The sequence below is a fragment of the Pseudoblastomonas aquimaris genome, from assembly GCF_035481675.1.
In the GTDB taxonomy this organism is placed as follows: Bacteria; Pseudomonadota; Alphaproteobacteria; order Sphingomonadales; family Sphingomonadaceae; genus Alteriqipengyuania_B.
The window spans coordinates 276,487-300,112 of the sequence record NZ_JAYJJW010000001.1; the positions used below are offsets into that span (position 1 = coordinate 276,487).

Annotated in this window: 26 protein-coding genes; 17 read left to right on the top strand and 9 right to left on the bottom strand. The window is 64.0% G+C overall.

The features are described 5' to 3' along the window. Nucleotides 1-7: 7 nt before the first annotated feature. Genes rpsP through VCJ71_RS01400 form a run of 3 tightly spaced genes read left to right on the top strand, consistent with a single transcriptional unit; the run spans nucleotide 8 to nucleotide 1,746 of the window. Complete coding sequence (gene rpsP / locus VCJ71_RS01390; RefSeq protein WP_324638536.1) at nucleotides 8-502, top strand: 30S ribosomal protein S16; 495 nt, start codon at nucleotides 8-10, stop codon at nucleotides 500-502. A 6-nt stretch (nucleotides 503-508) separates the two neighbouring features. Continuing rightward, nucleotides 509-1,024, top strand: coding sequence for a ribosome maturation factor RimM (gene rimM, locus VCJ71_RS01395; RefSeq protein ID WP_324638537.1), 516 nt, complete (start codon nucleotides 509-511; stop codon nucleotides 1,022-1,024). Beyond that, entirely contained in the window at nucleotides 1,021-1,746 is a 726-nt protein-coding gene (locus VCJ71_RS01400; protein ID WP_324638539.1) for a metallophosphoesterase family protein, read from the top strand. Before rimM ends, VCJ71_RS01400 begins: the two co-directional genes overlap by 4 nt. Here VCJ71_RS01400 and VCJ71_RS01405 read toward each other — a convergent pair. Then, nucleotides 1,743-2,651: an NAD(P)/FAD-dependent oxidoreductase gene (locus tag VCJ71_RS01405; RefSeq protein WP_324638540.1), complete on the bottom strand. Its 909-nt coding sequence runs from the start codon at nucleotides 2,649-2,651 to the stop codon at nucleotides 1,743-1,745. The two genes, VCJ71_RS01400 and VCJ71_RS01405, sit on opposite strands and share 4 nt — an antisense overlap. Before the next feature lie 712 nt (nucleotides 2,652-3,363). Here VCJ71_RS01405 and trmD point away from each other — a divergent pair. The 12 genes from trmD (at nucleotide 3,364) to VCJ71_RS01465 (ending at nucleotide 15,834) form a co-directional block, all read left to right on the top strand. Beyond that, on the top strand, nucleotides 3,364-4,095 hold the full coding sequence (gene trmD / locus VCJ71_RS01410; RefSeq protein WP_324638541.1) for a tRNA (guanosine(37)-N1)-methyltransferase TrmD: 732 nt from the start codon (nucleotides 3,364-3,366) through the stop codon (nucleotides 4,093-4,095). 14 nt (nucleotides 4,096-4,109) lie between these two features. Then, the gene (rplS, locus tag VCJ71_RS01415) at nucleotides 4,110-4,478 is read left to right on the top strand and encodes a 50S ribosomal protein L19 (RefSeq protein ID WP_290134896.1); all 369 of its coding nucleotides are present in this window, start codon (nucleotides 4,110-4,112) and stop codon (nucleotides 4,476-4,478) included. A gap of 421 nt (nucleotides 4,479-4,899) precedes the next feature. Beyond that, a complete protein-coding gene (locus VCJ71_RS01420; protein WP_324638542.1) occupies nucleotides 4,900-7,140 on the top strand; it encodes a S9 family peptidase in 2,241 nt (746 codons plus the stop codon). Between the two features lie 88 nt (nucleotides 7,141-7,228). After that, on the top strand, nucleotides 7,229-8,254 hold the full coding sequence (locus tag VCJ71_RS01425) for an aspartate-semialdehyde dehydrogenase (protein WP_324638543.1): 1,026 nt from the start codon (nucleotides 7,229-7,231) through the stop codon (nucleotides 8,252-8,254). Between the two features lie 75 nt (nucleotides 8,255-8,329). Beyond that, on the top strand, nucleotides 8,330-8,905 hold the full coding sequence (locus VCJ71_RS01430; protein ID WP_324638544.1) for an aspartate-semialdehyde dehydrogenase: 576 nt from the start codon (nucleotides 8,330-8,332) through the stop codon (nucleotides 8,903-8,905). Next, complete coding sequence (locus VCJ71_RS01435; RefSeq protein ID WP_324638545.1) at nucleotides 8,905-9,666, top strand: alpha/beta fold hydrolase; 762 nt, start codon at nucleotides 8,905-8,907, stop codon at nucleotides 9,664-9,666. The genes VCJ71_RS01430 and VCJ71_RS01435 overlap by 1 nt, the downstream gene beginning before the upstream one ends. Beyond that, complete coding sequence (locus VCJ71_RS01440) at nucleotides 9,663-10,181, top strand: hypothetical protein (protein WP_324638546.1); 519 nt, start codon at nucleotides 9,663-9,665, stop codon at nucleotides 10,179-10,181. Before VCJ71_RS01435 ends, VCJ71_RS01440 begins: the two co-directional genes overlap by 4 nt. A 65-nt stretch (nucleotides 10,182-10,246) precedes the next feature. After that, nucleotides 10,247-12,121, top strand: a complete 1,875-nt coding sequence (locus tag VCJ71_RS01445) for a M2 family metallopeptidase (protein ID WP_324638547.1) — start codon at nucleotides 10,247-10,249, stop codon at nucleotides 12,119-12,121. Beyond that, on the top strand, nucleotides 12,115-12,573 hold the full coding sequence (locus VCJ71_RS01450) for an ATP-dependent zinc protease family protein (RefSeq protein ID WP_324638548.1): 459 nt from the start codon (nucleotides 12,115-12,117) through the stop codon (nucleotides 12,571-12,573). Before VCJ71_RS01445 ends, VCJ71_RS01450 begins: the two co-directional genes overlap by 7 nt. Before the next feature lie 10 nt (nucleotides 12,574-12,583). Continuing rightward, nucleotides 12,584-13,489, top strand: a complete 906-nt coding sequence (rimK, locus tag VCJ71_RS01455; protein ID WP_324638549.1) for a 30S ribosomal protein S6--L-glutamate ligase — start codon at nucleotides 12,584-12,586, stop codon at nucleotides 13,487-13,489. 108 nt (nucleotides 13,490-13,597) lie between these two features. Continuing rightward, nucleotides 13,598-14,122 (top strand): hypothetical protein, encoded by a 525-nt coding sequence (locus tag VCJ71_RS01460; RefSeq protein ID WP_324638550.1) that lies wholly within the window; start codon nucleotides 13,598-13,600, stop codon nucleotides 14,120-14,122. 389 nt (nucleotides 14,123-14,511) lie between these two features. Next, nucleotides 14,512-15,834 carry a hypothetical protein gene (locus tag VCJ71_RS01465; RefSeq protein WP_324638551.1) on the top strand — a complete coding sequence of 441 codons (1,323 nt, stop codon included), beginning with the start codon at nucleotides 14,512-14,514 and terminating at the stop codon, nucleotides 15,832-15,834. A gap of 9 nt (nucleotides 15,835-15,843) precedes the next feature. Here the strand turns inward: VCJ71_RS01465 and VCJ71_RS01470 are convergent, their stop codons facing one another. From VCJ71_RS01470 to rpsF, 5 genes are all read right to left on the bottom strand, one after another. After that, nucleotides 15,844-16,302, bottom strand: coding sequence for a YbaY family lipoprotein (locus VCJ71_RS01470; protein WP_324638552.1), 459 nt, complete (start codon nucleotides 16,300-16,302; stop codon nucleotides 15,844-15,846). A 20-nt stretch (nucleotides 16,303-16,322) separates the two neighbouring features. After that, a complete protein-coding gene (locus tag VCJ71_RS01475) occupies nucleotides 16,323-17,762 on the bottom strand; it encodes an AMP nucleosidase (protein WP_324638553.1) in 1,440 nt (479 codons plus the stop codon). A 95-nt stretch (nucleotides 17,763-17,857) separates the two neighbouring features. Further along, nucleotides 17,858-18,529, bottom strand: a complete 672-nt coding sequence (gene rplI, locus VCJ71_RS01480) for a 50S ribosomal protein L9 (protein ID WP_324638554.1) — start codon at nucleotides 18,527-18,529, stop codon at nucleotides 17,858-17,860. 12 nt (nucleotides 18,530-18,541) lie between these two features. Continuing rightward, nucleotides 18,542-18,766 (bottom strand): 30S ribosomal protein S18, encoded by a 225-nt coding sequence (rpsR, locus tag VCJ71_RS01485; RefSeq protein WP_169492015.1) that lies wholly within the window; start codon nucleotides 18,764-18,766, stop codon nucleotides 18,542-18,544. Continuing rightward, nucleotides 18,766-19,131, bottom strand: coding sequence for a 30S ribosomal protein S6 (gene rpsF, locus VCJ71_RS01490; RefSeq protein ID WP_290134910.1), 366 nt, complete (start codon nucleotides 19,129-19,131; stop codon nucleotides 18,766-18,768). Before rpsF ends, rpsR begins: the two co-directional genes overlap by 1 nt. A 213-nt stretch (nucleotides 19,132-19,344) precedes the next feature. On the opposite strand from rpsF, the gene VCJ71_RS01495 reads away from it, so the two are divergent. Then, on the top strand, nucleotides 19,345-20,304 hold the full coding sequence (locus tag VCJ71_RS01495; RefSeq protein ID WP_324638555.1) for a DUF808 domain-containing protein: 960 nt from the start codon (nucleotides 19,345-19,347) through the stop codon (nucleotides 20,302-20,304). Between the two features lie 7 nt (nucleotides 20,305-20,311). Here the strand turns inward: VCJ71_RS01495 and VCJ71_RS01500 are convergent, their stop codons facing one another. The 3 genes from VCJ71_RS01500 to VCJ71_RS01510 form a co-directional block, all read right to left on the bottom strand. Continuing rightward, nucleotides 20,312-20,845, bottom strand: coding sequence for a hypothetical protein (locus VCJ71_RS01500; RefSeq protein WP_324638556.1), 534 nt, complete (start codon nucleotides 20,843-20,845; stop codon nucleotides 20,312-20,314). Between the two features lie 76 nt (nucleotides 20,846-20,921). After that, the gene (locus VCJ71_RS01505) at nucleotides 20,922-21,260 is read right to left on the bottom strand and encodes a hypothetical protein (RefSeq protein WP_324638557.1); all 339 of its coding nucleotides are present in this window, start codon (nucleotides 21,258-21,260) and stop codon (nucleotides 20,922-20,924) included. A 36-nt stretch (nucleotides 21,261-21,296) separates the two neighbouring features. Beyond that, a complete protein-coding gene (locus VCJ71_RS01510) occupies nucleotides 21,297-22,718 on the bottom strand; it encodes a glutamate ligase domain-containing protein (RefSeq protein WP_324638558.1) in 1,422 nt (473 codons plus the stop codon). A gap of 55 nt (nucleotides 22,719-22,773) precedes the next feature. On the opposite strand from VCJ71_RS01510, the gene VCJ71_RS01515 reads away from it, so the two are divergent. Next, nucleotides 22,774-23,604, top strand: coding sequence for an LD-carboxypeptidase (locus VCJ71_RS01515; RefSeq protein ID WP_324638559.1), 831 nt, complete (start codon nucleotides 22,774-22,776; stop codon nucleotides 23,602-23,604). Nucleotides 23,605-23,626: the final 22 nt, after the last annotated feature.

The window sequence follows — 23,626 nt, forward strand, 5'->3', positions numbered from 1 at the left end:
ACTACCCATGGCAATTGCACTTCGTCTTTCGCGCGGCGGCGCCAAGAAGCGTCCCTATTATCGCATCGTCGCGGCCGACAGCCGCAAGCCGCGTGACGGCAAGTACCTGGAGCAGATCGGCACCTACAACCCGCTGCTTGCCAAGGATGACGAGAACCGCGTCAACCTGAACGAAGACCGCGCCCGTTATTGGCTCGGCGTCGGCGCGCAGCCGTCCGACCGCGTGGCCCGCTTCCTCGACGCTGCCGGCATCATGGAGCGCAAGGCCAAGAACAACCCGAAGAAGGGCGAACCGGGCGAAGCCGCCAAGGAACGCGCCGAGGAAAAGGCGGCCAAGGCTGCCGAAGCCGAGGAAGCCAAGAAGGCTGCCGAGGAAGAAGCCAAAGCCGAGGCTGAAAAGCCCGCCGAGGAAGAAGCTCCGGCCGAAGAAGCTGCAACCGAGGAAGGCGCCGCTGCCGAAGCTGCGGAAACCGCCGACGAAGCCGAAGAAAAGGCCGAGTAAAGCCTTATGGCCGACACGTCCGTCACACTGGCCGCCATCACCGGCGCGCACGGTGTGGCGGGCGAGGTCCGCCTGAAGCTGTTCGGGGAAGGGCTGGAGGCGCTGGAAGCGCACCGGTCCTTCAACACCCATGTCCCCGGCGGCACGCTGACGTTGAAGAAGCTGCGCAGCGACAACAAGGGCGGCGCGATCGCCCGCTTTGCCGAAGTGCCGGATCGCACGGCGGCCGAAGCCCTGCGGGGCACGGCGCTGGAAGTCCCGCGCGACGCGCTGCCGGCGCTGGAAGAGGGCGAATTCTACCACGCCGACCTGCTCGGCCTGCCCGCGGTGACGACCGAAGGCGAGCCCATCGGCACTGTGATCGCGGTCGAGAATTTCGGCGCCACCGACATCGTCGAGATCGAACGCGATCCCCCGCCTGCAAAGGGCATGCGCACCGTGATGGTGCCCCTGACGCCCGAAGCCGTGCCCGAATGGAATGGCGAGCGGCTGGTGGTCAACGGGGCTTTCGTGGGTTCATGACGCGGATCGCCGTTATCTCGGACATTCACGGCAATCTGCCCGCTCTGAAGGCGGTGGTCGCAGACGCAGGAATGCGCGGCTGCGATCTGTTTGTAAATCTGGGCGATATTCTTTCGGGTCCGCTCTGGCCCAGAGAAACGGCCGACTTTCTGATGAAGCAGGACTGGCCCACGATTGCCGGAAATCACGAACGGCAGTTGCTGACCGATCCGCCAGAGCGGATTGGCGCATCGGACGCTTTTGCCAAGGCGCAGTGCGACCAGCATCATCTGCAATGGCTCGCCGCACTGCCAGCCGAAATGGAAATTCCGGGAGCCTGGTGCACGCACGCGCGCCCTGGAAACGACCACGAGTACTGGCTGGAATCAGTCGACCAGGACGGCGCGCGCGAGGCGACGATGGCGGAGATCGAAGGGCGACTTGCGGGGCGTGCCGAACTGCTGATCCTGCATGGGCATTCGCACATCCAGCGTGAGGTGCGATTACCGTCGGGCCAGCGCATCGCCAATCCCGGAAGCGTGGGATTGCCGGCTTATGATGACGTTCGCCCCTTTCCCCATGTAATGGAAAGCGGCGATCCGGCTGCGCGCTATCTAATCCTCGAAGATGGTGACATCCGCATGTGTGCCGTTGATTACGACCACGAGATTGCGGCCCGGCAGGCTGAGCGGAACAACAGGCCCGACTGGGCCAGGGCCCTGCGCACCGGGCGCGTCAGCTAGCGCCTGATCGGCTGCTTTTCGGCAAGATCGTTGCGGATCGTCGTCGCCGCGACGCCGGCGGCGCCCATTGCGTGGCTGATCTGGTCGAGGCCCAGCACCACGTCGCCTGCCGCGTAGAGGCCGGGAACGCTGGTGCGCTGGTGATCGTCCACAACGATGCAGCCGTCCCCGGTCGTTTCCGCGCCCGCAGATGCCGCCAGTTCGGATCGGACATCGCTGCCCATTGCGGGATAGATGCTGTCGAACTCCAGCCAGCCATCGGCCGTTTCGACCGCGATGCGTTCTCCGCGTAGCTCGTATTTGCCGCAGGGGCCGTCCACTCGCGCCACGCCCGCTTCGTCGAGCGTTGCGAGACATTCGGCATCGAGTTCGTGGTCGCTGTCGGGCGATACCAGCGTCAGGTCGCGCGTGAAGCCACGCAGGAACATCGTTTCCGCCGTGCCGTGGTCGCCCGTGCCGATCACGCCCACGCGCTTGTCGGTCACCTCGTATCCGTCGCACACCGGGCAATAGCGCAGCAGGCCTTTCGCCAGCGCATCGTCGTGCAGCGCATCGTCCATGCCGGGCGGGTGGCGGTTGAACACTCCGGTCGCCAGCAGCACGCTGCGCGCGGTGAACGTGCCCTCGTCCGTGCCGACGGTGAAATGGTCGCCCGTTCTGGCGAGGTGTGCGATCCGCTTTTCCTCGTGCACCGCGCCGTATTTCTCTGCCTGCTCCAGCATGCGGCCCACGAGCTCCAACCCGGCGATGCCATCGGGATAGCCCGCATGGTTATGCGTACACGGGATCAGCGCCGCGCGGCTGGTGCCGCAATCGAACAGCCGGATGTCGAGGTGGTAGCGGGCAAGATAGATCGCGGCCGTCAGCCCCGCCGGCCCGCCGCCGATGATGATGCAATCGTCCATGCCCGCAACAATGCGCGGGATGGCATTGTGGTGCCCCTGCGCCTACAGATTACCCATGTCCGATCATGCCATCACAATCCTAGTTGCAGCTCTCTTCGTGTTTTCCGCTTTGGGATTCGGCTGGCTGGCCAATCGGTTCTCCCCAAATCGCTCCCCAGTCTGGCGAGCATGGAGTGCGTCGATCGCATTGGCGTTCATCTCTGGCAGTCCGGGGCTTCTGGGTGTGTTTTCGAGCGGAATCTCATTTGCTGTCTTCCCAGGCGTGGGATTTGTGTTCGCTTGGATGGGAGTTGTGGCCTTGGTCAGCTTCCCTTTCAGTTATGCCGTCACGCGACGAAAGACTGCGACTAAAAGCAATCGGTGTGCGCAGCCATGACCTTCGCCGCATCCGTCCTCGTGGTGTTTTGGATTTTGATCGGATATTTGAGCGTCCGAAATTGGGAAGTGAGCTGGTTTTGGAGGTTAGCTTCGACCCTCTATAGTGTTATTTTCGCACTGCTTATCATCTATATTCACGATATTAGGGGGCAAGCTGCCGTGCTTGAAGCGATATTTATATGCCTCTTTTTGAACTGTTTAATGCTCATGACTGGATACGCGATGAAAAGGGATGAGGAGCAGTATGATTAAGAGTGCCGTTCATACGGCTGGCGATACGGCCGAAGCTCGGCAGCGCTGTTCTGACCAGTCACGTCGCTAGAAGGCCGATAAAATGACCTTCGCCGCAACCGTCCTCACGCTCTATCCCGAGATGTTTCCCGGGCCGCTGCGGCTGTCGCTGGCCGGGCGGGCGCTGGAGGAGCAGCGCTGGTCGCTCGAGACCGTGCAGATCCGCGACTTTGCCACCGACAAACACCGCACGGTGGATGACACGCCGGCGGGCGGCGGTGCAGGCATGGTGCTGAAGGCGGACGTGCTGGGCGCGGCGGTGGACCATGCGCGGCGGATCAGCCCCGAGGCGCCGGTGCTCGCCATGACCCCGCGCGGCGAGCCGATCACCCAGGCGCGCATCCGCGAGCTGGTGGCGGGGCCGGGGGTCACGATCCTGTGCGGCCGGTTCGAAGGTTTCGACGAGCGGATTTTCGAAGGGCGGGACGTCGAGCAGGTCAGCCTTGGCGACATCGTGCTGTCGGGCGGGGAACCCGCCGCGCTGGCCATACTCGATGCTTGCATTCGGCTGCTTCCCGGCGTAATGGGCGCGGCTTCTAGCGGGACCGAGGAATCGTTCGAGGACGGTTTGCTCGAATACCCGCAATATACCCGACCTCAGGAATGGGAAGGGCGCACGATCCCTGAAGTGCTGCGATCGGGGGATCATGCGAAGGTTGCGGCATGGCGCAAGTCCATGGCCGAAGCCGATACACGGTCACGCAGGCCGGACCTTTGGGAGCGTTACAGTGACGCTCGGGACCGACCTGCCTCTGGCGCGCAGGAAAAAGACTGAAGGACTTTCAGGCCATGAACCTGATCCAGGAACTCGAAGCCGAAGCGATCAAGAACCTCGGCAAGGACATTCCCGAATTTCGCGCGGGCGATACCGTGCGCGTCGGCGTGCGCGTCAAGGAAGGCGAGCGCGAGCGTATCCAGAATTTCGAAGGCGTCTGCATCGCGCGCAGCAACCGCGCGATGGGATCGAACTTCACCGTCCGCAAGATGAGCTTCGGCGAAGGCGTGGAGCGCGTGTTCCCGCTGTATTCGCCCAACGTGGACAGCATCACCGTGGTCCGCCGCGGTGTCGTGCGCCGCGCGAAGCTTTACTACCTGCGCGGCCGCACCGGCAAGAGCGCGCGTATCGCGGAACGCCGCGTCAACGCGCCCAAGGCGTAAGGTCAAACCCGCCGACGAGATTGAGGGCGTCCCGTGCGGGGCGCCCTTTTTCTTTGTCTGTCGTGACTAGGTAGACCTACGCACTGACAGCGAAAGCGCGATTGCAGAAAATGCCTCCATTGCGGTCGATCCCAGACCCGAAGAGAGGATGCGATATGCGAAAACTGATTTCGATGGCGGTGATTGGAGGGCTTCTTGCTTCTTCCCCCGTTGCCTTGGCCAACACCAAGAACGACAAGAACCAGTCCAACGAGCGTTTCTTCAAGTGTCACGTGCTGGAGGATACCCTCTGGCGCGCGATCCTTACCGGCAAGTGGCCCTTCCACTGCGATTGAGGCCATCGGCAACATACCGTTTGAAAAAGGGGCGCTCCGGTCTACACCGGGGCGCCTTTTTTCATGTTGGAAGAGAATGATCCCCCATGCGCACCATGCTCGCCGCAATCCTCCTCGCCACCACCGCCGCAACGCCGGCCTTCGCGCAGGAGGGCGATGAGATGAGCGCACCCGCCGAGACCGGCGACCTCAGCATCGAACGCGTATTCGCGAGCCCCAGCCTGAACGGATCGAGCCCGCGCGGGGTGAAGCTGTCGCCCGACGGGCGCTACCTCACCGTGCTGCGCAACCGCGACGACGACCTGCAGCGCTACGACCTGTGGGGCTACGACCGCGAGACCGGCGAATGGTCGATGCTGGTGGACAGCGAAAAGGTCGGTTCGGGCCGCGAATTGTCCGAGGCGGAAAAGATGCAGCGCGAGCGCATGCGCGTGGGCGGGCTGAAAGGCATCATCACCTATCAGTGGACCGATGCGGGCGATGCGGTCCTCGTGCCGCTGGACGGCGACCTCTACCTCGCCGGCCTGGACGGCAGCGTGACGCGCCTCACCGATACCGAAGCGAGCGAGCTCAACCCCAAGCTGTCGGACAAGGGCACCTACGTCTCGTTCGTGCGCGGCCGGCAGCTCTATGTCGGCGAAGTGGGCGAGGAGCCGCAGCCCGTAACCCCGCTGGAGGAGGAGACCGTAACCTGGGGCGAGGCAGAATTCGTCGCGCAGGAGGAAATGGGGCGGCTTACCGGCTATTGGTGGAGCCCGGACGAGCGGCGGATCGCCGTTCAGCGGACCGATGAAAGCCCCGTCGGCATCGTCACGCGTGCGGCGATCGGCGCGACGGGCACGAAGGTTTTCGAGCAGCGCTATCCCGTGGCGGGCAGCGACAACGCCATCGTGGAACTCTACGTGCAGGACCCGGACGGCGGCGACCGGGTGAAAGTGGACCTCGGCGAGGAAACCGACATCTACCTCGCCCGCGTGGACTGGGCGCCCGACGGCAGCCGTTTGTACGTGCAGCGCCAGAACCGCGAGCAGACCGTGCTCGACATGCTGAGCGTGGACCCGGCGACCGGTGCCTCCAGCATCCTGTTTACGGAAAAGGCAGCGGAAGGGCACTGGACCAACCTCACCTACGACTACAAATTCCTGAAGGACGGTTCGCTCATCTGGTGGAGCGAGCGCGACGGTTTCGGCCACCTCTACCGGTTCGACGATGGCAACTGGACCCAGCTGACCGATGGCGACTGGGTCGTCACGGGGCTGGTCGGCGTGGACCAGGATGCGGGCCGCGTGGTATTCACCGGCAAGAAGGACGGCGTGCTGGAAACGCACATCTACGCCTTCGACCTTGCCGATCCGGCGAACGTCGCGCGGCTGAGCGAGCCCGGCTACACCTACGGCGCCGGCATGGACCCCAGCGGCAAAACGCTGCTGATCAGCCGCTCCTCCCCCGCGCAGCCAGGCCAGACCTATCTCGCCGATGCCAACGGCAACCGCCTGCAATGGATCAACGAGAATGCGCTGGACGCGGACCATCCCTACGCGCCCTATCTCGCCAGCCACCGCATGCCGACCTTCGGCACGATCAAGGCCGATGACGGCACCGACCTGTACTGGCGGATGATCGCGCCGGAGATGGAGGCGGGCAAGCGCTATCCCGTCTTCTTCAGCCACTATGGCGGCCCCGGCCCGCAAGTGGTGGACAACGGCTGGGGCGGCGCGCTGGAACAGGCGATCGTCGACAAGGGCTACATCTATTTCGAGCTCGACAACCGCGGCAGCGCCAATCGCGGCGTCGATTTCGAAAAGCAGATCTACCGCGCGATGGCGGGCGTCGAGGTGGACGACCAGCGCGCCGGCGCCGAGTATCTAAAATCGCTCGATTTCGTCGATCTGGACAAGATCGCGATCTACGGCTGGTCCTATGGTGGCTACATGACGCTGGCCCAGCTGGAAGAGGACCCGGGCCTTTACGCTGCCGGCATCTCCGGCGCGCCGGTGACCAAGTGGGAGCTGTACGATACCCACTACACCGAACGGTTCATGGGCACGCCGCAGGCCGATGCTGAGGCTTACGAACGCTCCGCCGTGATCGCCGAATCCGTCAATATCACCGACCCGCTGCTGCTGATCCACGGTATGGCGGACGATAACGTTGTGTTTGAAAATTCGAGCGAGCTGATCGCCACCATGCAGGAAGGGCGCGTGCCGTTCGAGATGATGCTCTACCCCGGATACACGCACCGCGTCGGGGGCGAGAACATCAGCCCGCACATGTGGAACACGATCTTCGCCTTCCTCGAACGCCACGGCGCGACCCCGCCTGAATAAGCCGGTCTAGGTCGCGCCCAAGACGAACTACGCTTGCGGCGCGGCGGCAATGGCCTATCTGCGCAGCGAGATCTGATTGGAGCGAAACATGGGTTACAAGGTGGCAATCGTCGGCGCGACGGGCAACGTCGGGCGCGAGATGATGCAGGTGCTGGCGGAACGCGAGTTTCCCTGCGACGAGATTGCCGCGGTCGCATCATCCCGCAGCCAGGGCACCGAGGTAGAGTTCGGCGACACCGGCCGGATGCTGAAATGCAAGAATATCGAGCATTTCGATTTTACCGGATGGGACATCGCCCTGTTTGCCGCAGGCAGCGGGCCGACGAAGGAATACGCGCCCAAGGCCGCTGCCGCGGGCTGCGTCGTGATCGACAATTCCTCGCTGTACCGGATGGACCCGGACGTCCCGCTGATCGTGCCGGAAGTGAATCCGGAGGCGATCGACGGCTACAAGAAGAAGAATATCATCGCCAACCCCAACTGTTCGACCGCGCAGCTGGTCGTGGCGCTGAAGCCGCTGCACGATGCCGCCACGATCAAGCGGGTGGTAGTCTCCACCTACCAGTCCGTCTCCGGCGCGGGAAAAGCCGGGATGGACGAGCTGTTCGAACAGAGCCGCGCGATCTTCGTCGGCGATCCGGTAGAACCGCGGACTTTCACAAAGCAGATCGCCTTCAACGTGATCCCGCATATCGACGTGTTCATGGACGATGGTTCCACCAAGGAAGAGTGGAAAATGGTGGTCGAGACCAAGAAGATCCTCGACCCCAAAATCAAGCTGAACGCCACCTGCGTGCGCGTGCCCGTGTTCGTCGGCCATTCCGAAGCCGTGAACATCGAGTTCGAGAACGAGATCAGCGCCAAGCAAGCGCAGGACATCCTGCGCGAGTCGCCGGGAATCATGCTGGTCGATAAGCGCGAGGACGAAGGCTACGTCACCCCGGTCGAAAGCGCGGGCGACGGCGCGACCTACATCAGCCGCGTGCGCGAGGACCCGACGGTCGACAACGGCATCACCCTGTGGTGCGTCAGCGACAACCTGCGCAAGGGGGCCGCGCTCAACGCCGTCCAGATCGCCGAATTGCTCGGCCGCACTCACCTGAAGAAGGGCTGAGGAAACCCGGCATCGCGCCGGGCGTATGATCGGTGTAAGCCAAGCGCAGCCGCCTGGCCTTTCGGGAGTTCGACCATGAAGATGCGCTTTTTCGTTACCTGCCTTCCGCTCGCCCTGCTCGCCGCGTGCGGGGGCGGTGAAAGCGATACGCCCGATGCGGGCGCCTCGGCAGAAGCTACCGCGACCCCGACGGGTGCGACCGCGAGCGGCGATCCGGTCGAATTGCGCGGCGACGGCATCGCCGTCGGCAGCAATGCCTTCCTGTTCAACGCCGGCCGTGCCGAAGTGGAAACCGCTGCGGCCGCAGCCTTCGGGGAAGACGGCATGAAGGGCGAGAACGAGGAATGCGGCGCCGGCCCGGTCGAGATGGTCCAGTACGCCAACGGCCTGACGCTTAACTTCCAGGACGGCAAGTTCGTCGGCTGGCTCGCCCGCCCGGGTAGCGAGGATGCGCCGGGCAGCGTAGCAACCGCCGGCGGAGTCTCACCCGGCGATCCGGCTGCCGAAGCCGAAGCCATGCCCGGTTACGAGGCGATGGCCGACAGCACGCTCGACGGCGAATTCAGCACGTCGGACGGCATCGGCGGCTTCACCGACGAGACCAGCGGTGTGGTCGGGCTTTACGCGGGCACCAACTGCTTCTTCCGCTGATGGAGGGGCAGGCCATCGACCATTTCAGCGGCCATGGCGGCACACGGCTGGCGCTACACCGGATGGGCAAGGGCGCGCCGGTCGTCCTGCTGCACGGGCTGTTTTCGGATGCGAACACCAACTGGCTGAAGTTCGGCACCGCGCAGCGGATCGCCGAACGCGGCTACGAAGTCCTGATGCCGGACCTGCGCGCCCATGGGCAGAGCGAGGCGCCGCATGATCCGGCCGCCTATCCGGACGATGTGCTGGTCGCCGACCTTCGGTACCTGATCGACCATCTCGGGCTCGACGGCTTCGACCTCGGCGGCTTTTCGCTCGGCGCGCGAACGGTGGTGCGGGCGGTGGTGGAAGGGCTGCAACCCCGGCGCCTCGTGATCGCCGGGATGGGCCTGTCGGGCCTCAGCGGCTGGGACAATCGCGCCGCCTTCTTCATCGACGCAATCGACCGCTTCGACGAGATCCGGCACGGCGACCCGGCCTATTTCGCGCGCAGTTTCATGAAGACGCAAAAGGTGGACCGGGTGGCCAATCGGATGTTGTTGCAGACCATGCGCGATACCGATCCGGCCGAGCTCGCCAATGTCACCATGCCATGCGCCGTGGTGTGCGGCACGGAGGACCAGGACAACGGTTCCGCGCAGGAATTGGCCGATGCATTGCCGGATGCGGTCCATGTGGCGATCCCCGGAACCCACATGTCGAGCGTCGCGAAACCCGATTTCGGCCGGGCTATCGCCGATTGGCTGGGCGACGCCGATTGACGACGCGGAAGACCGCGCTGGCGTGGTGGATCGCAGGGCTGCTCGCTCTCGGCGTGGTCGCGCTGATGAACGGGCCGCTCGAAATCGAAAGCGTGAAGGGCGGAATGACCGCCCACCAGAAGGCCGGCAGCGCCAAGGCGGTCGAAGACATCCACAAACTCTGGATGAAGGCGGATCTTTACGAGTGGGCACAGGCGGCCATCGTCACCGACCTCGTCTTCATCGCCATCTGCAGCATCGGCACCTACCTGATGGGGCGGCAGCTCCGGGCCTCCGGCAGCGGCATTGTGCGCATGGCCGGCCGGTTCGCGCTGGCGACCGGGCTCGTGTTCATGCTCACTGATTATGCCGAGACGATCGCGCAGGCGATCCAGCTGTTCGAGCGCGAAGGGTCGGATCGGCTGGCCGCGATTGCGGCAACAGTCCGCCCGGTCAAGATGGCCGCCTGGATTGCTGCGTTCCTGGCGGTCCTGGCCGGCCTCGTCATGGAGCGCCGGGCGCGCCAGATCGCTTGATATAATCGCCGCGAAAGGCCAAACGGGCGGGCAATAAGCATACCCGACCGGAGAGAGTCTTTCCCATGAAACTGCATACCACCGTCGCGCTTGCCGCGCTTTCGCTTGGCCTTGGCGCCTGCTCCACCATGGTGCCCGAAGCGACCGCCCAGAGCGCGCCCCCCCCCGCCACCACGCCTGCTGCCGAGACGGCCTATCCGATGACGCCCGAAGGCGCGCGCCAGTGGGTCGCCATGGTCGAGGAAGACCTGTTCGACTATTCGGTGGAAGCGAGCCAGGTCTATTGGGTCAACGCCACCTACATCACCGAGGATACGGACGCGATGGCGGCCCGTGTCGGCGCCATCGGCACGGAAAAGTCAGTCGAATACGCGCTCGAGGCTGCGAAATACGCGACCGTTGCGGGGCTGGACGCGGAAACGGCGCGCAAGCTCGACATACTGCGCAACGGCATCGTCCTGCCGGCCCCGACCACCGAGGGCGCCGCGGTCGAACTCAACACCATCGCGACCAGCCTCAACAGCCAGTACGGCAAGGGCAAGGGCACGCTGAACGGCGCCGAAATCAACGGCTCGGACATCGAGGCGGAGATGGGCAACCTCGAACGCACGCCCGCCGAATACGCCGAGATGTGGGCCAGCTGGCATACCAATGTCGGCGGCCCGATGAAGGACGACTACACCCGCATGGTCGCCATCGCGAACCAGGGCGCGGAAGAGCTCGGCTTCTCCGATGTCGGGGCTATGTGGCGGTCGGGCTACGACATGCCGCCGGAGGAATTTTCCGCCGAGATGGAGCGGCTGTGGCAGGAAGTCCGCCCGCTATACATGGCGCTGCACACCTATGTGCGCGGCAAGCTGAATGCCGAATATGGCGACGCGATCCAGCCGGCGACCGGCCCGATCCGCGCCGACCTACTCGGCAACATGTGGGCGCAGAGCTGGAGCAATGTCTACCCGCTCGTCGCACCCGAAGGTGCCGGCGACATCGGCTACGACATCACCGACCTGATCGCCGCGAAGGGTTATGATGAAGTGGAGATGGTCCGCGTCGGCGAGCAGTTCTTCAGCTCGCTCGGTTTCGCGCCGCTCCCCGACACGTTCTACGAGCGCAGCCAGTTCGTGAAGCCGGAGGACCGCGAGGTCGTCTGCCACGCCAGCGCATGGGATATCGACAACAAGGACGATATCCGCATCAAGATGTGCATCAAGCGCAATTCGGAAGACTTCATCGTCATCCACCACGAGCTGGGCCACAACTATTACCAGCGCGCCTACAAGGACCAGGACTACCTGCACCTCAACGGCGCGAACGACGGTTTCCACGAAGCCATCGGCGACATGATCGCCCTGTCGATCACGCCCGAATACCTCGTCCAGATCGATATGCTCGATCCGGCCGACGTGCCCAGCGCTGACAAGGATGTCGGCCTGTTGCTGCGCCAGGCGATGGACAAGGTCGCATTCCTGCCGTTCGGCCTGCTGGTCGACAAATGGCGCTGGGGCGTGTTCGACGGCTCGATCACGCCGGACCAGTACAACACCGCCTGGCACGGGCTGAAGCGTGAATACCAGGGCGTGACCCCGCCGGTGGAGCGGCCGGTCGATGCCTTCGATGCGGGCGCGAAATACCACATTCCCGGCAACACGCCCTATGCGCGCTATTTCCTCGCCCACATCCTGCAGTTCCAGTTCTTCAAGGCAGCGTGCGAGCAGGCCGGCTGGGAAGGGCCGCTCCATCGCTGCAGCTTCTACGGCAACGAGGAAGTCGGCCGGAATCTCAACGCCATGCTCGAAATGGGCGCCAGTAAGCCGTGGCCCGATGCGCTGGAGGCCTTCACCGGCACGCGCGAGATGTCGGGCGAGGCGATGGTCGAATATTTCGCCCCGCTGATGGCGTGGCTGGAAGAGCAGAACGAGGGCGCCGAGCAGGGGTGGTAAAGTCGCCGAAGGCCATCGTCGGCTGGCGGGAACTGGTGGCGCTGCCCGAACTGGGCCTGCGCCACCTGCCCGCCAAGATCGACAGCGGTGCGCGCACCTCCTCGCTCCATGCCGAAGTGCTCGAACAATTCGAGCGTGACGGCGAGAAGTTCGTGCGCTTCGCGGTCGATTTCCCGCAGCAGAAGGTACGCCAGGTGTGCGAGGCGGTGCATGTCGACATCCGCGGCATCACCAGTTCCAATGGCGAGACACAGAAGCGCTTTGTCATCAAGACGCCGCTGACGATCGGTAGCGAGACCTACCGTGTGGAAATCAGCCTCGCCAACCGTGCCGACATGAAATTCCCGATGCTGGTCGGGCGGTCTTCGCTGCGCCGCCGCTTCCTCGTCGATTCGGGCCATTCGTGGCTCCAGACTCCGGGCAGGGAGCCCGTGAAAGGTCACAAACCATGAGTATCCGGCCATGAAAATCGCCATGCTGGCCCGCAACGCCAACCTCTATTCTCACAAGCGGCTGGTCGAGGCGGCCGAGGCGCGCGGGCACACGCTCGACATCCTCAATACCACGCGCTGCACCGTGAACATCGCCAGCCACCGTCCGACGCTGAGCTACAACGGCGAGACGGTGAAGGGGTACGAGGCGGTGATCCCGCGCATCGGCGCGTCGATCACCAATTATGGCCTCGCCATCCTGCGCCAGTTCGAAATGGGCGGCGTGTGGCCGCTCAACGAAAGTGTCGCCATCGGGCGAAGCCGCGACAAGCTGCGCTCCATGCAGATCCTCGCCAAGTACGGGCTCGGCCTGCCGCTGACGGCCTATGCCAATGATCCCAAGCAGGCGGAGGAGATCATCAAGGCGGTCAACGGGCCGCCGGTGGTGATCAAGCTGCTCGAAGGCACACAGGGAATCGGCGTGGTCCTTGCCGAAACCATGAGCAGCGCGAAGTCCGTGATCGAAGCCTTCCGCGGCGCCAACGTGAACATCTTGGTGCAGGAATTCATCAAGGAAGCCGGCGGCACGGACATCCGGGCACTGGTGGTCGGCGGCAAGGTCGTTGCCGCGATGAAGCGCACCGGTGCGGCGGACGACTTCCGCAGCAATCTCCACCGCGGCGGCAGCGCGCAGCTGATCAAGATCACGCCGGAAGAACGCTCCACCGCCGTACGCGCGGCCAAGCACATGGGTTTGAACGTTTGCGGCGTCGACATGCTGCGATCGAACCACGGCCCGGTGATCATGGAAGTGAACAGCTCGCCCGGCCTCGAGGGGATCGAGAAAGCGACCGGCAAGGACGTGGCCGGCATGATCATCGACTATATCGAAAAGAGCGCGAAGACCGGCAAGACGAAGACGAAAGGGAAGGGGTAACGGCCATTGCGGCAAGGCCCCGACAAGGAAGGCAGCGTCAAGAGAAGCGTCTGGGACGATCGCCCCAGCTGTCTGGGGTGTCTCGGCGTAATCCTGCTCCTGCCGATCATGTTGTTGGGCTACTGGACGATTTCCGAACGCAACTTGGCGAGGGAACGCATCCCCGAAAACGTCGTGGTCGAGCGGCAATTGTACAATGTCACAAGAAGTTTCGGTATGGGTCTTCCTGGCGACGCGGAAACAGGTCAAGTCCTCTTCGAGCTGGAAGCGGCCAATTCGGAGCGTCTGCAGGAGTTGCTGGAGAAAGCAGCAACGCCTGACGCGATCGGTGAGATTATCGGAAACAGCCGTCGTTTCCAGTACAGGGGCTGGCAACGGACACCTTTCGATGCGGAGCTGGCGGGCGCTCCTTGGAGCACGAGGCAAACGATTGGGCAGTCCGTGAGCCTTGCGCGCTTGCTGGCGCGCGAAGAACCTGAAGGAACCTACAGCATCGAAATCGACGAAGGCGTGAAGCGTCGTATCGATGACATCGCAGGCTCTCCAGGCGCAATATACGCGACAGGCCGTGGGAGCACCATTATCGTTATAGCGCCGCGTGAGCGACTTCTGATCTTTGGCTTCGCCGGTTAGCTGCCAGCTCAGCACCGCCACCACCGCACCAATCTGATCAGTTGTTTCGAATCGAAGAATTCTTAGCTTGGTTCGGGTGAAAAGTCCGTTGTCCGAATTTTACAATAGAGTATTCTCACTGTAATTTCATGATCTTATCGGTGGCGCTCCTCAATTGAACCTCGCCGATTTTTGAACTATTCTGCGGTCCGCAGATACATCTGCATATTCTCTCGTTCGGGGTCGCGGGAGTTACTCTCGTGCTCGTTAATTCCAAGCGTATCCTCGTTCCTCTCCTGCTGGCCTTTTTCCTCGGTCTCTCGGCGTGTGGCGGGGGGGGCGGCGGCTCGTCGGGAGGCAGCGGCGGATCCGGCGGGAATGGAGGTGGCGGGGGGGCGACCGACAACGTCGTGATCGAATTCGCCAATGCCGGCGGCGCCTTTTACGTGGATGATGGCTCCGTGCGTCTGCGGATCGGCGGCGCAACGAGGGCCGGAACGGCGGTCACCGCGCAGTCCTTGCGCCTCGTATCCGATATCGACGGGGCGATAGCCGCCACGCTTGCCTTGAACAGCGATGTCGACATCTCCCTGTCCAGCGGCACGCACCAGCTCACGCTTTCAGGCGAATTCGCCGGAGGCACCACCGGGTCCACCGCCATCGAGGTCATCGTCCTGCCGCGGCGTCCCGAGATACCGGCTGGCATGAAGCAGGCTGCGGGAAGCCGCGTCAAAGTACCGGTGGTCCTTGTGACCTACCTTCCGACCAAGGACGGCACAACTCTAGACACCGACATCGCCAGCTACACCGTTCGTCCGTGGGGCGGAAACGTGTTGTCCAATGTCTACGCGTGGATCGAAACCCTGTTCGTCCGCAAGACGTTCATGCTGACGGAGATGTCTCGTTTCCGCGGGTACAAAAACAGTGCCGACCCGTATCTCGGTTACGAAGTGGTCGATCACATCGTCATCTACGGAGCGTTTCCGACCATTCCATACCCCCCCGATACGTCACGCCGGATATTCGATTACGCGGGCGTGATGGACCAGATCGGTGGCAAGACGCTGGTCGAGGACGAGGGGGTCAAGGAAATCTGGCTTTCGACCTACTATGCCGGTGACGACGTGATCCTGTGGGAATCCAACATGGCCAGCCTCGCGACCGGCGACATCTCCAACAGCGATCGCCGAAACACCGATCTACCAGTCTATGAAAAAACCTACGTGGTGTATGGCATGAATTATCATCGCACACAGGCAGAGGCGGTGCACAATCATGGGCACCAGATTGAGGCGATGCTCGATTACCTCGACCTGCGCGATAACGGCCAGCGCGACATTTTCTGGCATTCCTATGTCGGCGCTCCGAATTTCCCGTCATCGGTAACGCTCGACCAGACCGCCTGCGGCTGGACCCACACCCCGCCCTATACAAACGACAATTACGGATACCTCAGTGCGGGCGAGACACAGTCCAGCTGCGAAGACTGGCGGCCCGACGGTTCCGGGGCTCGGAAGGCAATCAGCGGCGCATATATTCAGGCGCTCGGCTATGCGTGGCCGTCGGGTACGCCTCCGCAACACCGGGAGTCGAATTTCTATATCTGGTGGGGCCAGAACATGCCGGGGCTCAACAATTCCATTCCGTACAATGGCACAACCATGGCTAATTGGTGGCAGCTGATGAACAACTGGGACGAGAGCGTGGCCAGCGGCACCCGCCTCTACCGGTAAACCTGCCCGTTACTCCTCGCGCCGGACCATCGCCAGCACGATAGTGCCGACGTCCTGACGGCCCTGCCGCGTTTCCACCGGCACCACCGTGTCGCTGGTCCACAGCAGCGTGCCCGCGCGTGAGCGGATTTCCGCGCGGACGGCGAGGCTCGCCCTGGCGGTCAATGCGCTGTCGGGCAGGTAGAGCGTGAAGGCAAACGGCACGTTCTCGCCTGTCAGGTCATAGCGTTTCTCGTCGATCACCTTCGCCGGCGCATCGGCCCGCGCGGTGTCGAGCAGGCGCACCGTCGCAGTGCTGCCGGGCAGCAGGCTGATGCGCTGGTAATAGGTGATCTGGCCGGTCACCGGAGAGGTCTTCGCCGCTACGTCGTAACCGGGCGGCGGGCCAGGATTGGGCACGATGGCGCAGGCTCCAAGCGAGTGGGCGAGGGCGACGGCGAGGGCGGCGAGGAGGTTCGAAGTCTTCATCCCTAACGCCATAAAGCAGCTTACCTGAACGGCGGCTCGTTGAAGGCGCGGAGCTTGCGGCTGTGCAGGCTTTCGCTGTCTCGCTTCAGCAGTTCGCAGGTGCGGATGCCGATCTGCAAGTGGGCGCCGATCGCTTCCTCGTAGAACTCGTTCGCCTGTCCTGGCAGCTTGATCTCGCCGTGGAGCGGCTTGTCCGACACACACAGCAGCGTGCCGTAGGGAACGCGGAAGCGATAGCCCTGTGCGGCGATGGTCGCGCTTTCCATGTCGATCCCGACCGCGCGGCTCTGCGACAAGCGAAGCGCGCTATCGGAGTAGCGCAGTTCCCAGTTGCGATCGTCGGTGGTGACGACGGTGCCGGTGCGCAGCCGTTCCTTCAGGTCCGCGCCGGTGCGGCCCGAAATGTCGCCCGATGCCTCGGCCAGCGCCTGCTGGACCTCGGCAATCGCCGGGATCGGGATTTCCGGCGGCAGGACGCCGTCGAGCACGTGGTCGTCGCGCAAATAGGCGTGGGCCAGCACGTAGTCGCCGATCTTCTGCGTCGGGCGCAGGCCGCCGCAGTGGCCGATCATCAGCCAAGCTTCCGGGCGGAGCACGGCGAGATGGTCGCAGATCGTCTTGGCGTTGGAAGGGCCGACGCCGATGTTGACTAGCGTAATCCCGGCGCGGTTCGGGGCCATTAGGTGATAGGCCGGCATCTGGTGGCGGCGCCACGCCGTGTCGGACAGCGAATCGCGTTCGTGCCCGTCGCCCTGTTCGAGGTACATCCCGCCCGCGCCGGATAGGGCGGTGAAATCCCCCTTGCCCAGCTGCGCACCAGCCCAGTCGACGAATTCGTCGACATAGCGGTGGTAGTTGGTGAACAGGATGAAGCGCTGGAAATGCTCCGGCGCGGTGCCGGTGTAATGGGCGAGGCGGGCGAGGCTGAAGTCGGTGCGCAGCCCGTCGAACAGCGACAGCGGGATGGACCGGTCTGGATCGTCGAGCACGATGCCGTCGGCCAGTTCGTCGCCGATTTCGGCCAAATCGGTCGCTGGGAACATCTCGGCCAGCTCGGTCGGGCGGATGCCCTTCATCCGCGCCCCGGCATCGCCATCGAGCACGTAGGGGAATGGGATTTCCTGCCGGCTGCGCACCACTTCGCAGCGCACGTCGTAGCGTTCGCCGATGATCTTCAGCTGGCTGGTGAGATAGTCCGCGAACAGGCGCGGCTTGGTGATGGTGGTGGCATAGGTGCCGGGCATGTTGAGCCGCCCGAAACTGCGCGATCGTGCCTCGCCGCGCTTGGTGCCGGAATAATGCAGCCGCAGTTCGGGATAGGCATAGCTGCCGTCGGTGCGCCTGGTGGGGGAGGGCACGGTGCCCTTTTCCGCATAGGCCATGATATCGTGGCGCAGGCGTTCGACCGCCTCGTCATAAAGGCGGACCAGGTCTTCGATAATGTTCTTGGGGTCGTCCATCGCGGGCGGATAGCGCGTTCGGCTGACGGTGCAAAGCAAAACCCCCGCCGGTGAGGGCGGGGGTCTCGTTTGCCGCAAGGGCGTAAGGCGAAGCCTCAGGCGTTGTCGGCGTTGTCCGGGTCGGTCGCCTCGATCTTGGCTTCCGTCACGGTCATGTCGTCCGGGGTGCTGACGCCGTCTTCGAGCATGTCGGACGGGATTTCGCCCGGCTCCAGCGTCGGATCGATGGCGTTGGCCTGGGCCATTTCCTCGATCTCGGCCTGCTCTTCTTCGAAAGCCTGGGCAAGGATGTCGACGCCCTGGCTCTGCAGTTCGGCCTCGTCGTCGCTGCGGGCGACGTTGGCCTTGATGGTGACGCTGACTTCCGGGTGGAGGTCGATGCGCACGTCGTGCATGCCGATGGTCTTGATGGGGTTGCCCATAATGACCTGCTTCTTGTCGATGTCGTGGCCCTTGTCGGCCAGGCCTGCCACGATGTCGCGGACGTTGACCGAACCGTAAAGCTGGCCGGAGTTCGACGAGGCGCGGATCAGGACGATTTCTTCGCCATCGACCTTTTCACCGGCCTTTTCGGCCTCGGTGCGGCGTTCGGCGTTTTCCTTTTCCAGACGCTCGCGGTTGGCCTCGAAGACCTTCCGGTTGGCATCGTTGGCGCGCAGTGCCTTCTTGTTCGGAAGCAGGAAGTTGCGCGCGTAGCCGTCTTTCACGGTGACGACGTCACCGATCGTGCCGAGCTTCTCGATGCGCTGCAGGAGGATGATTTCCATGACTTTTCCCCCTTACTTCACGATGTAGGGAAGCAGGCCGATGTGGCGGGCACGCTTGATAGCCTGGCCCAGCTCACGCTGCTTCTTTGCCGAAACGGCGGTGATGCGCGACGGAACGATCTTGCCACGTTCGGACATGAAGCCCTGCAGCAGTCGTACGTCCTTGTAGTCGATCTTCGGCGCGTTCTTGCCCGAGAAAGGGCAGGACTTGCGGCGGCGGAAAAACGGGCGGGCCATCAGTTACGCTCCTCGCGGTCGCGGCGCTTCTTGCTGTCGCGTTCGTTCTTGCGCATCATCACGCTCGGGCCTTCTTCCGGCTCGTCGACGCGGATGGTCATGTAGCGGATGATGTCTTCGTTGAGACGATTCTGGCGTTCCAGTTCCTCGACCACGCCGGTCGGACCGTCGATGTTCAGCAGCACGAAGTGCGCCTTGCGGTTGCGGTCGATCTTGTAGGCCAGGCTCTTGAGACCCCAGGTCTCGGTCTTTGTGACCTTGCCGTCGAGCTTCTCGACGGTTTCGGTCGCGCTCGCGGCCAGGGTATCCACCTGAGACTGGCTCAGGTCCTGGCGTGCGAGAAACACGTGCTCGTAATACGGCACAGCGCGTTCCTTTCACTTCTAATGCCGATCGCTGGCTGATCCGCGGGATTGCGGGGCCCCTCCGGCTTTCTTGGCTTTCCGCGCCTTCCGGCGGGAAGCGGCGCACATAGCGGTTGCGGCGGAAAAGGCAAGCGGGGAAAGTCGCAGGCGCGCCCCCTTGCAACGATCCCGCGTCCCGCGCATTGGGGCCGCACAGCATAAGGGGATAAGCATATGCCGGGTGGCCTGGTCGCACTTCTGGACGACGTCGCAGTCATCGCGAAAGCAACGGCTGCATCGGTAGACGACATCACTGTCGCCGCCAGCCGCGCGGGCGCGAAGACCGCCGGCGTGGTGATCGACGATGCCGCCGTGACGCCCAGCTACGTCACCGGACTTTCCCCGGCGCGCGAACTGCCGATCATCTGGAACATCACGAAGGGCAGCTTCAAGAACAAGCTGCTGATCCTGCTGCCCGGCGCCATCCTGCTGAGCGAATTCCTCCCCCAGGCGATCATCTTCTTCCTGATGATGGGCGGGCTCTATCTTTCCTACGAAGGCGCGGAAAAGGTGCTGGAGAAGCTGGGCGGGGAAAAGCACGGTAAGACGCTGGAGGATCCGATCAGGGATCCGGCGGAGTTCGAAAAGCAGCGCGTCGCCGGCGCAATCCGGACCGACCTGATCCTGTCTGCCGAAATCATGGCTATCGTACTGAGCGAACTCGACCTCGATATATGGTGGCAAAGGGGGCTGGCGCTGGCGCTGGTCGCCATCGTGGTGACAATCGTCGTTTACGGGACCGTAGCCATCATCGTGAAGCTGGACGATATCGGCCTTCACCTCGCAGAAAAGCGGTCGCAGTTCGCGCAGCGTTTCGGGCGCGGACTGGTGGCCTTCGTGCCGAAGCTGCTGATTGCGCTCAGCTTCATCGGGACCATCGCGATGCTGTGGGTCGGCGGGGGCATCCTGGTCCACGGCACGCACGAGCTTGGCCTGCACGGCCTCTACGACGCCGCGCACGGCCTGGAATATGCGGTGAAGTCGACTACCGGCGCATTGGGCGGGGTGCTGGGCTGGGCGACCTATGCCGCCGCGTCTGCGCTCGTAGCGCTGGTCGTCGGCGCGGTGATCGTGTTCGTGCTGCACAAGGTCTTCAAGATGGGCCACGGCCCGGGCGAGGCCGAGGCGCACTAGGCACGGATCAGGCGGGGCCGACGAAGACCCAGACGAGGATCGCGATCAGGCCGACCAGCCCGGCGGCGCGCAGCTTGCGACCCGGCGCCGCGATGGTCAGGAGGCCGAGCGCGAAATAGGCCAAATTTGTCCACCACGACACCGCGTCGACCGTATGGCCGAGCAAGGCGCGCGCGGTGATGAGGACTACGTTGCAGGCAAGCACGAGGCCTATCACCAGGCGGAAGTGATGGTCGAAATGCCCATCGAGACCGGTGTGGTGCGCGTCTTCCTTTTCGGGAAAGACATGTGCAGCGGCGACATAATACATCGCCGACACCAGCAGCCCGAAGCCCAGCGCGTGCCAGATCTGGTCGACCAGTTCGCGCATGGTCCACGCGATGCCCCAGAATGTCGTTACGTCGAGCAGCACGTAAATGGCCAGCAGCGGGGTCAGGTATCCGGGCGGCACCGTGCGGCGGCGCTTGATTGCAAGCGAGATACCGGACACCACCTCGACCAGCGACAGGCCGAGAACCAGCCCGAAAAGGCTGAACGCCATTTCGAATTCCGACATCGCCGATAACCCCGCCAAGATGGCGACCCGGCGATCATCCTAACGGAGTTTCGCCGCCGCGTCAGCCGGGCGCTTTGGTCATCGTGCCGTTGGCAAGGTCGGGATTGTATTGCAGCTCCTGGTAATACCAGTTCGCTTCCCTGATCTGCTCGCGCGTCAGGCGCAGCGCTTCTCCGGCGGTCTCGATCTCGACAATCTCGCCGTCGCTGGTCTTCGGCTTGGCCCAGATGCCATCCTCCCCGCGGGTCGCGGTTGCCATGGAGATGGCGGTCCGCATCATCGGGTCGTCGGGCGATACGGACAGCTCGGTGTCGGAAAACGTGGGTGCTTCCCGCTCGGCGCTGCACGCGGCAAGGGCCGCTGCGGCAAACGTCACGAGGGCAAGGCGGGCGTATTCCATGGTTTCGGGACCTAATCCCGAAAGCTTGGCAATCGCTTAAGCCAGGCGCGCCAGCAGCTCTGCGGCGAAGGTGCTCAGCGTGTCGTCGCGCGCGCCCATCACGACCACGCGGTCGCCTGCGTGCGCCTCGCTGGCGATGAAATCCGCCACCTCCTCTCGCGCGGGGATGTGTTTGGCGTGTCCGCCTGCCTGTTCGATCAGGTTCACGATCCGCTCGCTGCCTTCCCTGCGGTCCACGGTGCCGCCGAAATAGACCGGGTCGCATAGGATCGCGATGTCCTCCGGCTCCAGTTCGCGGGCGAATGTTTCGGCGAGTTCGTGGCCCATCTGGCGCAAGGGGCCGTAGCCATGCGGCTGGAAAAACGCGATGACGCGGCCCTCGCTCGCTTTCAGCGTGCGCAGCGTGGCGGCGCATTTTTCGGGGTTGTGGCCGAAATCGTCGATCACGGTGATTCCGGAAGGCGACGTGCCGACAACGTCGAAGCGCCGGGCAAGGCCCTGGAACTCCGCCAGCGCGGCGACCGCATCGGCCACCGGGACACCGGCGGCATTGGCCGCGGCAATCGCGGCCAGCGCGTTCGAAAGATTGTGCCGCCCGGGCATGGCGAGGCGCAGCGCGTGCTCGCTGCCGTCGCGGCGGTCGACCACCGTGGCGCCCTGCGCTGTCGCCTCCATCGAATGGCTGCCTTCCGCGATGCCGAGTGCCGCACAGCTGTTGTCCAGCCCGAAGGTGAGCGGCGCATTGGCTTGCGCCACGAGGCGAAAGGCCTCTTCATCGTCGGCATTCACCACCCCCCGCGGAGCCTTGGCGAGAAAATCGCCGAACAGCTCGCGCAATTCTTCCATGCTTTTGTGGTCGAGGCTGACGTTCAGCAGTACGGCGACGTCGGGCCGGTAGAGGGCGATGGACCCGTCGCTTTCGTCCACTTCGCTGACATAGGCATCGCCGCTGCCGACCACGGCGCTGGCGAAGGGGCGGTCGACGCTGCGGAAGTTCTTCATCACCGCGCCGTTCATGATCGTCGGCTCGCGCCCGGCGTGGTACATGATCCAGCCGAGCATTCCCGTCACGGTAGACTTGCCGCTTGTGCCCGCGATCCCGATGCCCGTGCCCGCGTCATTGAACAGCGCCGCGTTCAGCTGCGCGCGGGTCATGCGCGGACAGCCGAGCTCCTTGGCGCGGACGACTTCGGGCACGGTGTCCTCCACCGCCGCGCTTGCCACCAGCACTTGCTCCTCGCTCGTCACGCCGCTGCCGTCCTGCGGCAACAGCGCGAAGCCCTGCGCTTCCAGCGCGGCGAATTTCTCGGGCGTGCGGCCTTGGTCGAAGCCGCGGTCGCTGCCAGCCACTTCCGCGCCGCGACCCTTCAGAATCTGCGCCAGCGGGAGCATCCCCGATCCGCCGATGCCGCAGAAGAAGAAGGGGCGTTTCAACAGGTGGGAAGGCGTATCGGTCATGGCGCGGTCGCTATGCGGTTGTCGGCTGCACTGCAAGCGGTCTAGACCACGCGCCATGACCCGCATCGCCATCTGCGCGCCCGCCACGCCGATCACCCGCGACCATGCCGCCGCGCTGGAGCGGCTGGTGGCCGAGGAATATCCCGGCCACTCGGTCCGATTCCACGAGCAGTGCTTCCTCGAGCACGGCCATTTCGCCGGCACCGACCTGCAGCGGCTGGAAGGCTTGCTAGACTGCGCCAACGATCCCGCCATCGACGCCGTGTGGTTCGCGAAAGGGGGTTACGGCTCCAACCGCATCGCGCAGAACGCCGTCGCGATGATGGACGAAAGCGCGCGGGCCAAGACCTTCGTCGGCTTTTCCGATATGGGATACCTGCTTGCAGGGCTATACCGCGCGGGCATCGGCCAACCGGTTCACGGATCGATGCCGGTCAGCGTCACCAGCACGCGCGGCATCGACGCGGTGCGCCGGGTGCTCGACTGGTTCGGCGGAGACCCTGCGGGGCTCGAACCCTCGCTCGACGGCAAGACCCCGGCGGCCGCCTTCAACCTCATCACCCTCGCCATGCTCACCGGCACGCCGATGATGCCGGATCTGGACGATCACGTGCTGATGGTGGAGGAGGTGAGCGAGCATCTCTACTCGATCGATCGTCTGTTCTTCAATCTGTCGAACACCCTGCCGCGCCTTGCTGGCCTGCGGCTCGGCAGCGTCACCGCGGTGCCGGAAAACGACCGCTATTTCGGGCAGGAGCCGGAAGAGATCGCCGAATTCTGGTGCAAGCGCGCGGGCATTCCCTACCTCGGCCGGGCGGAGATCGGGCACACCGCCGCCAACAGGATCGTGCCCTTCGGCCTTGCCAGCCCCGCCGCCGCTTCCTAGGCGCGCGGCACCAGATCAGGAG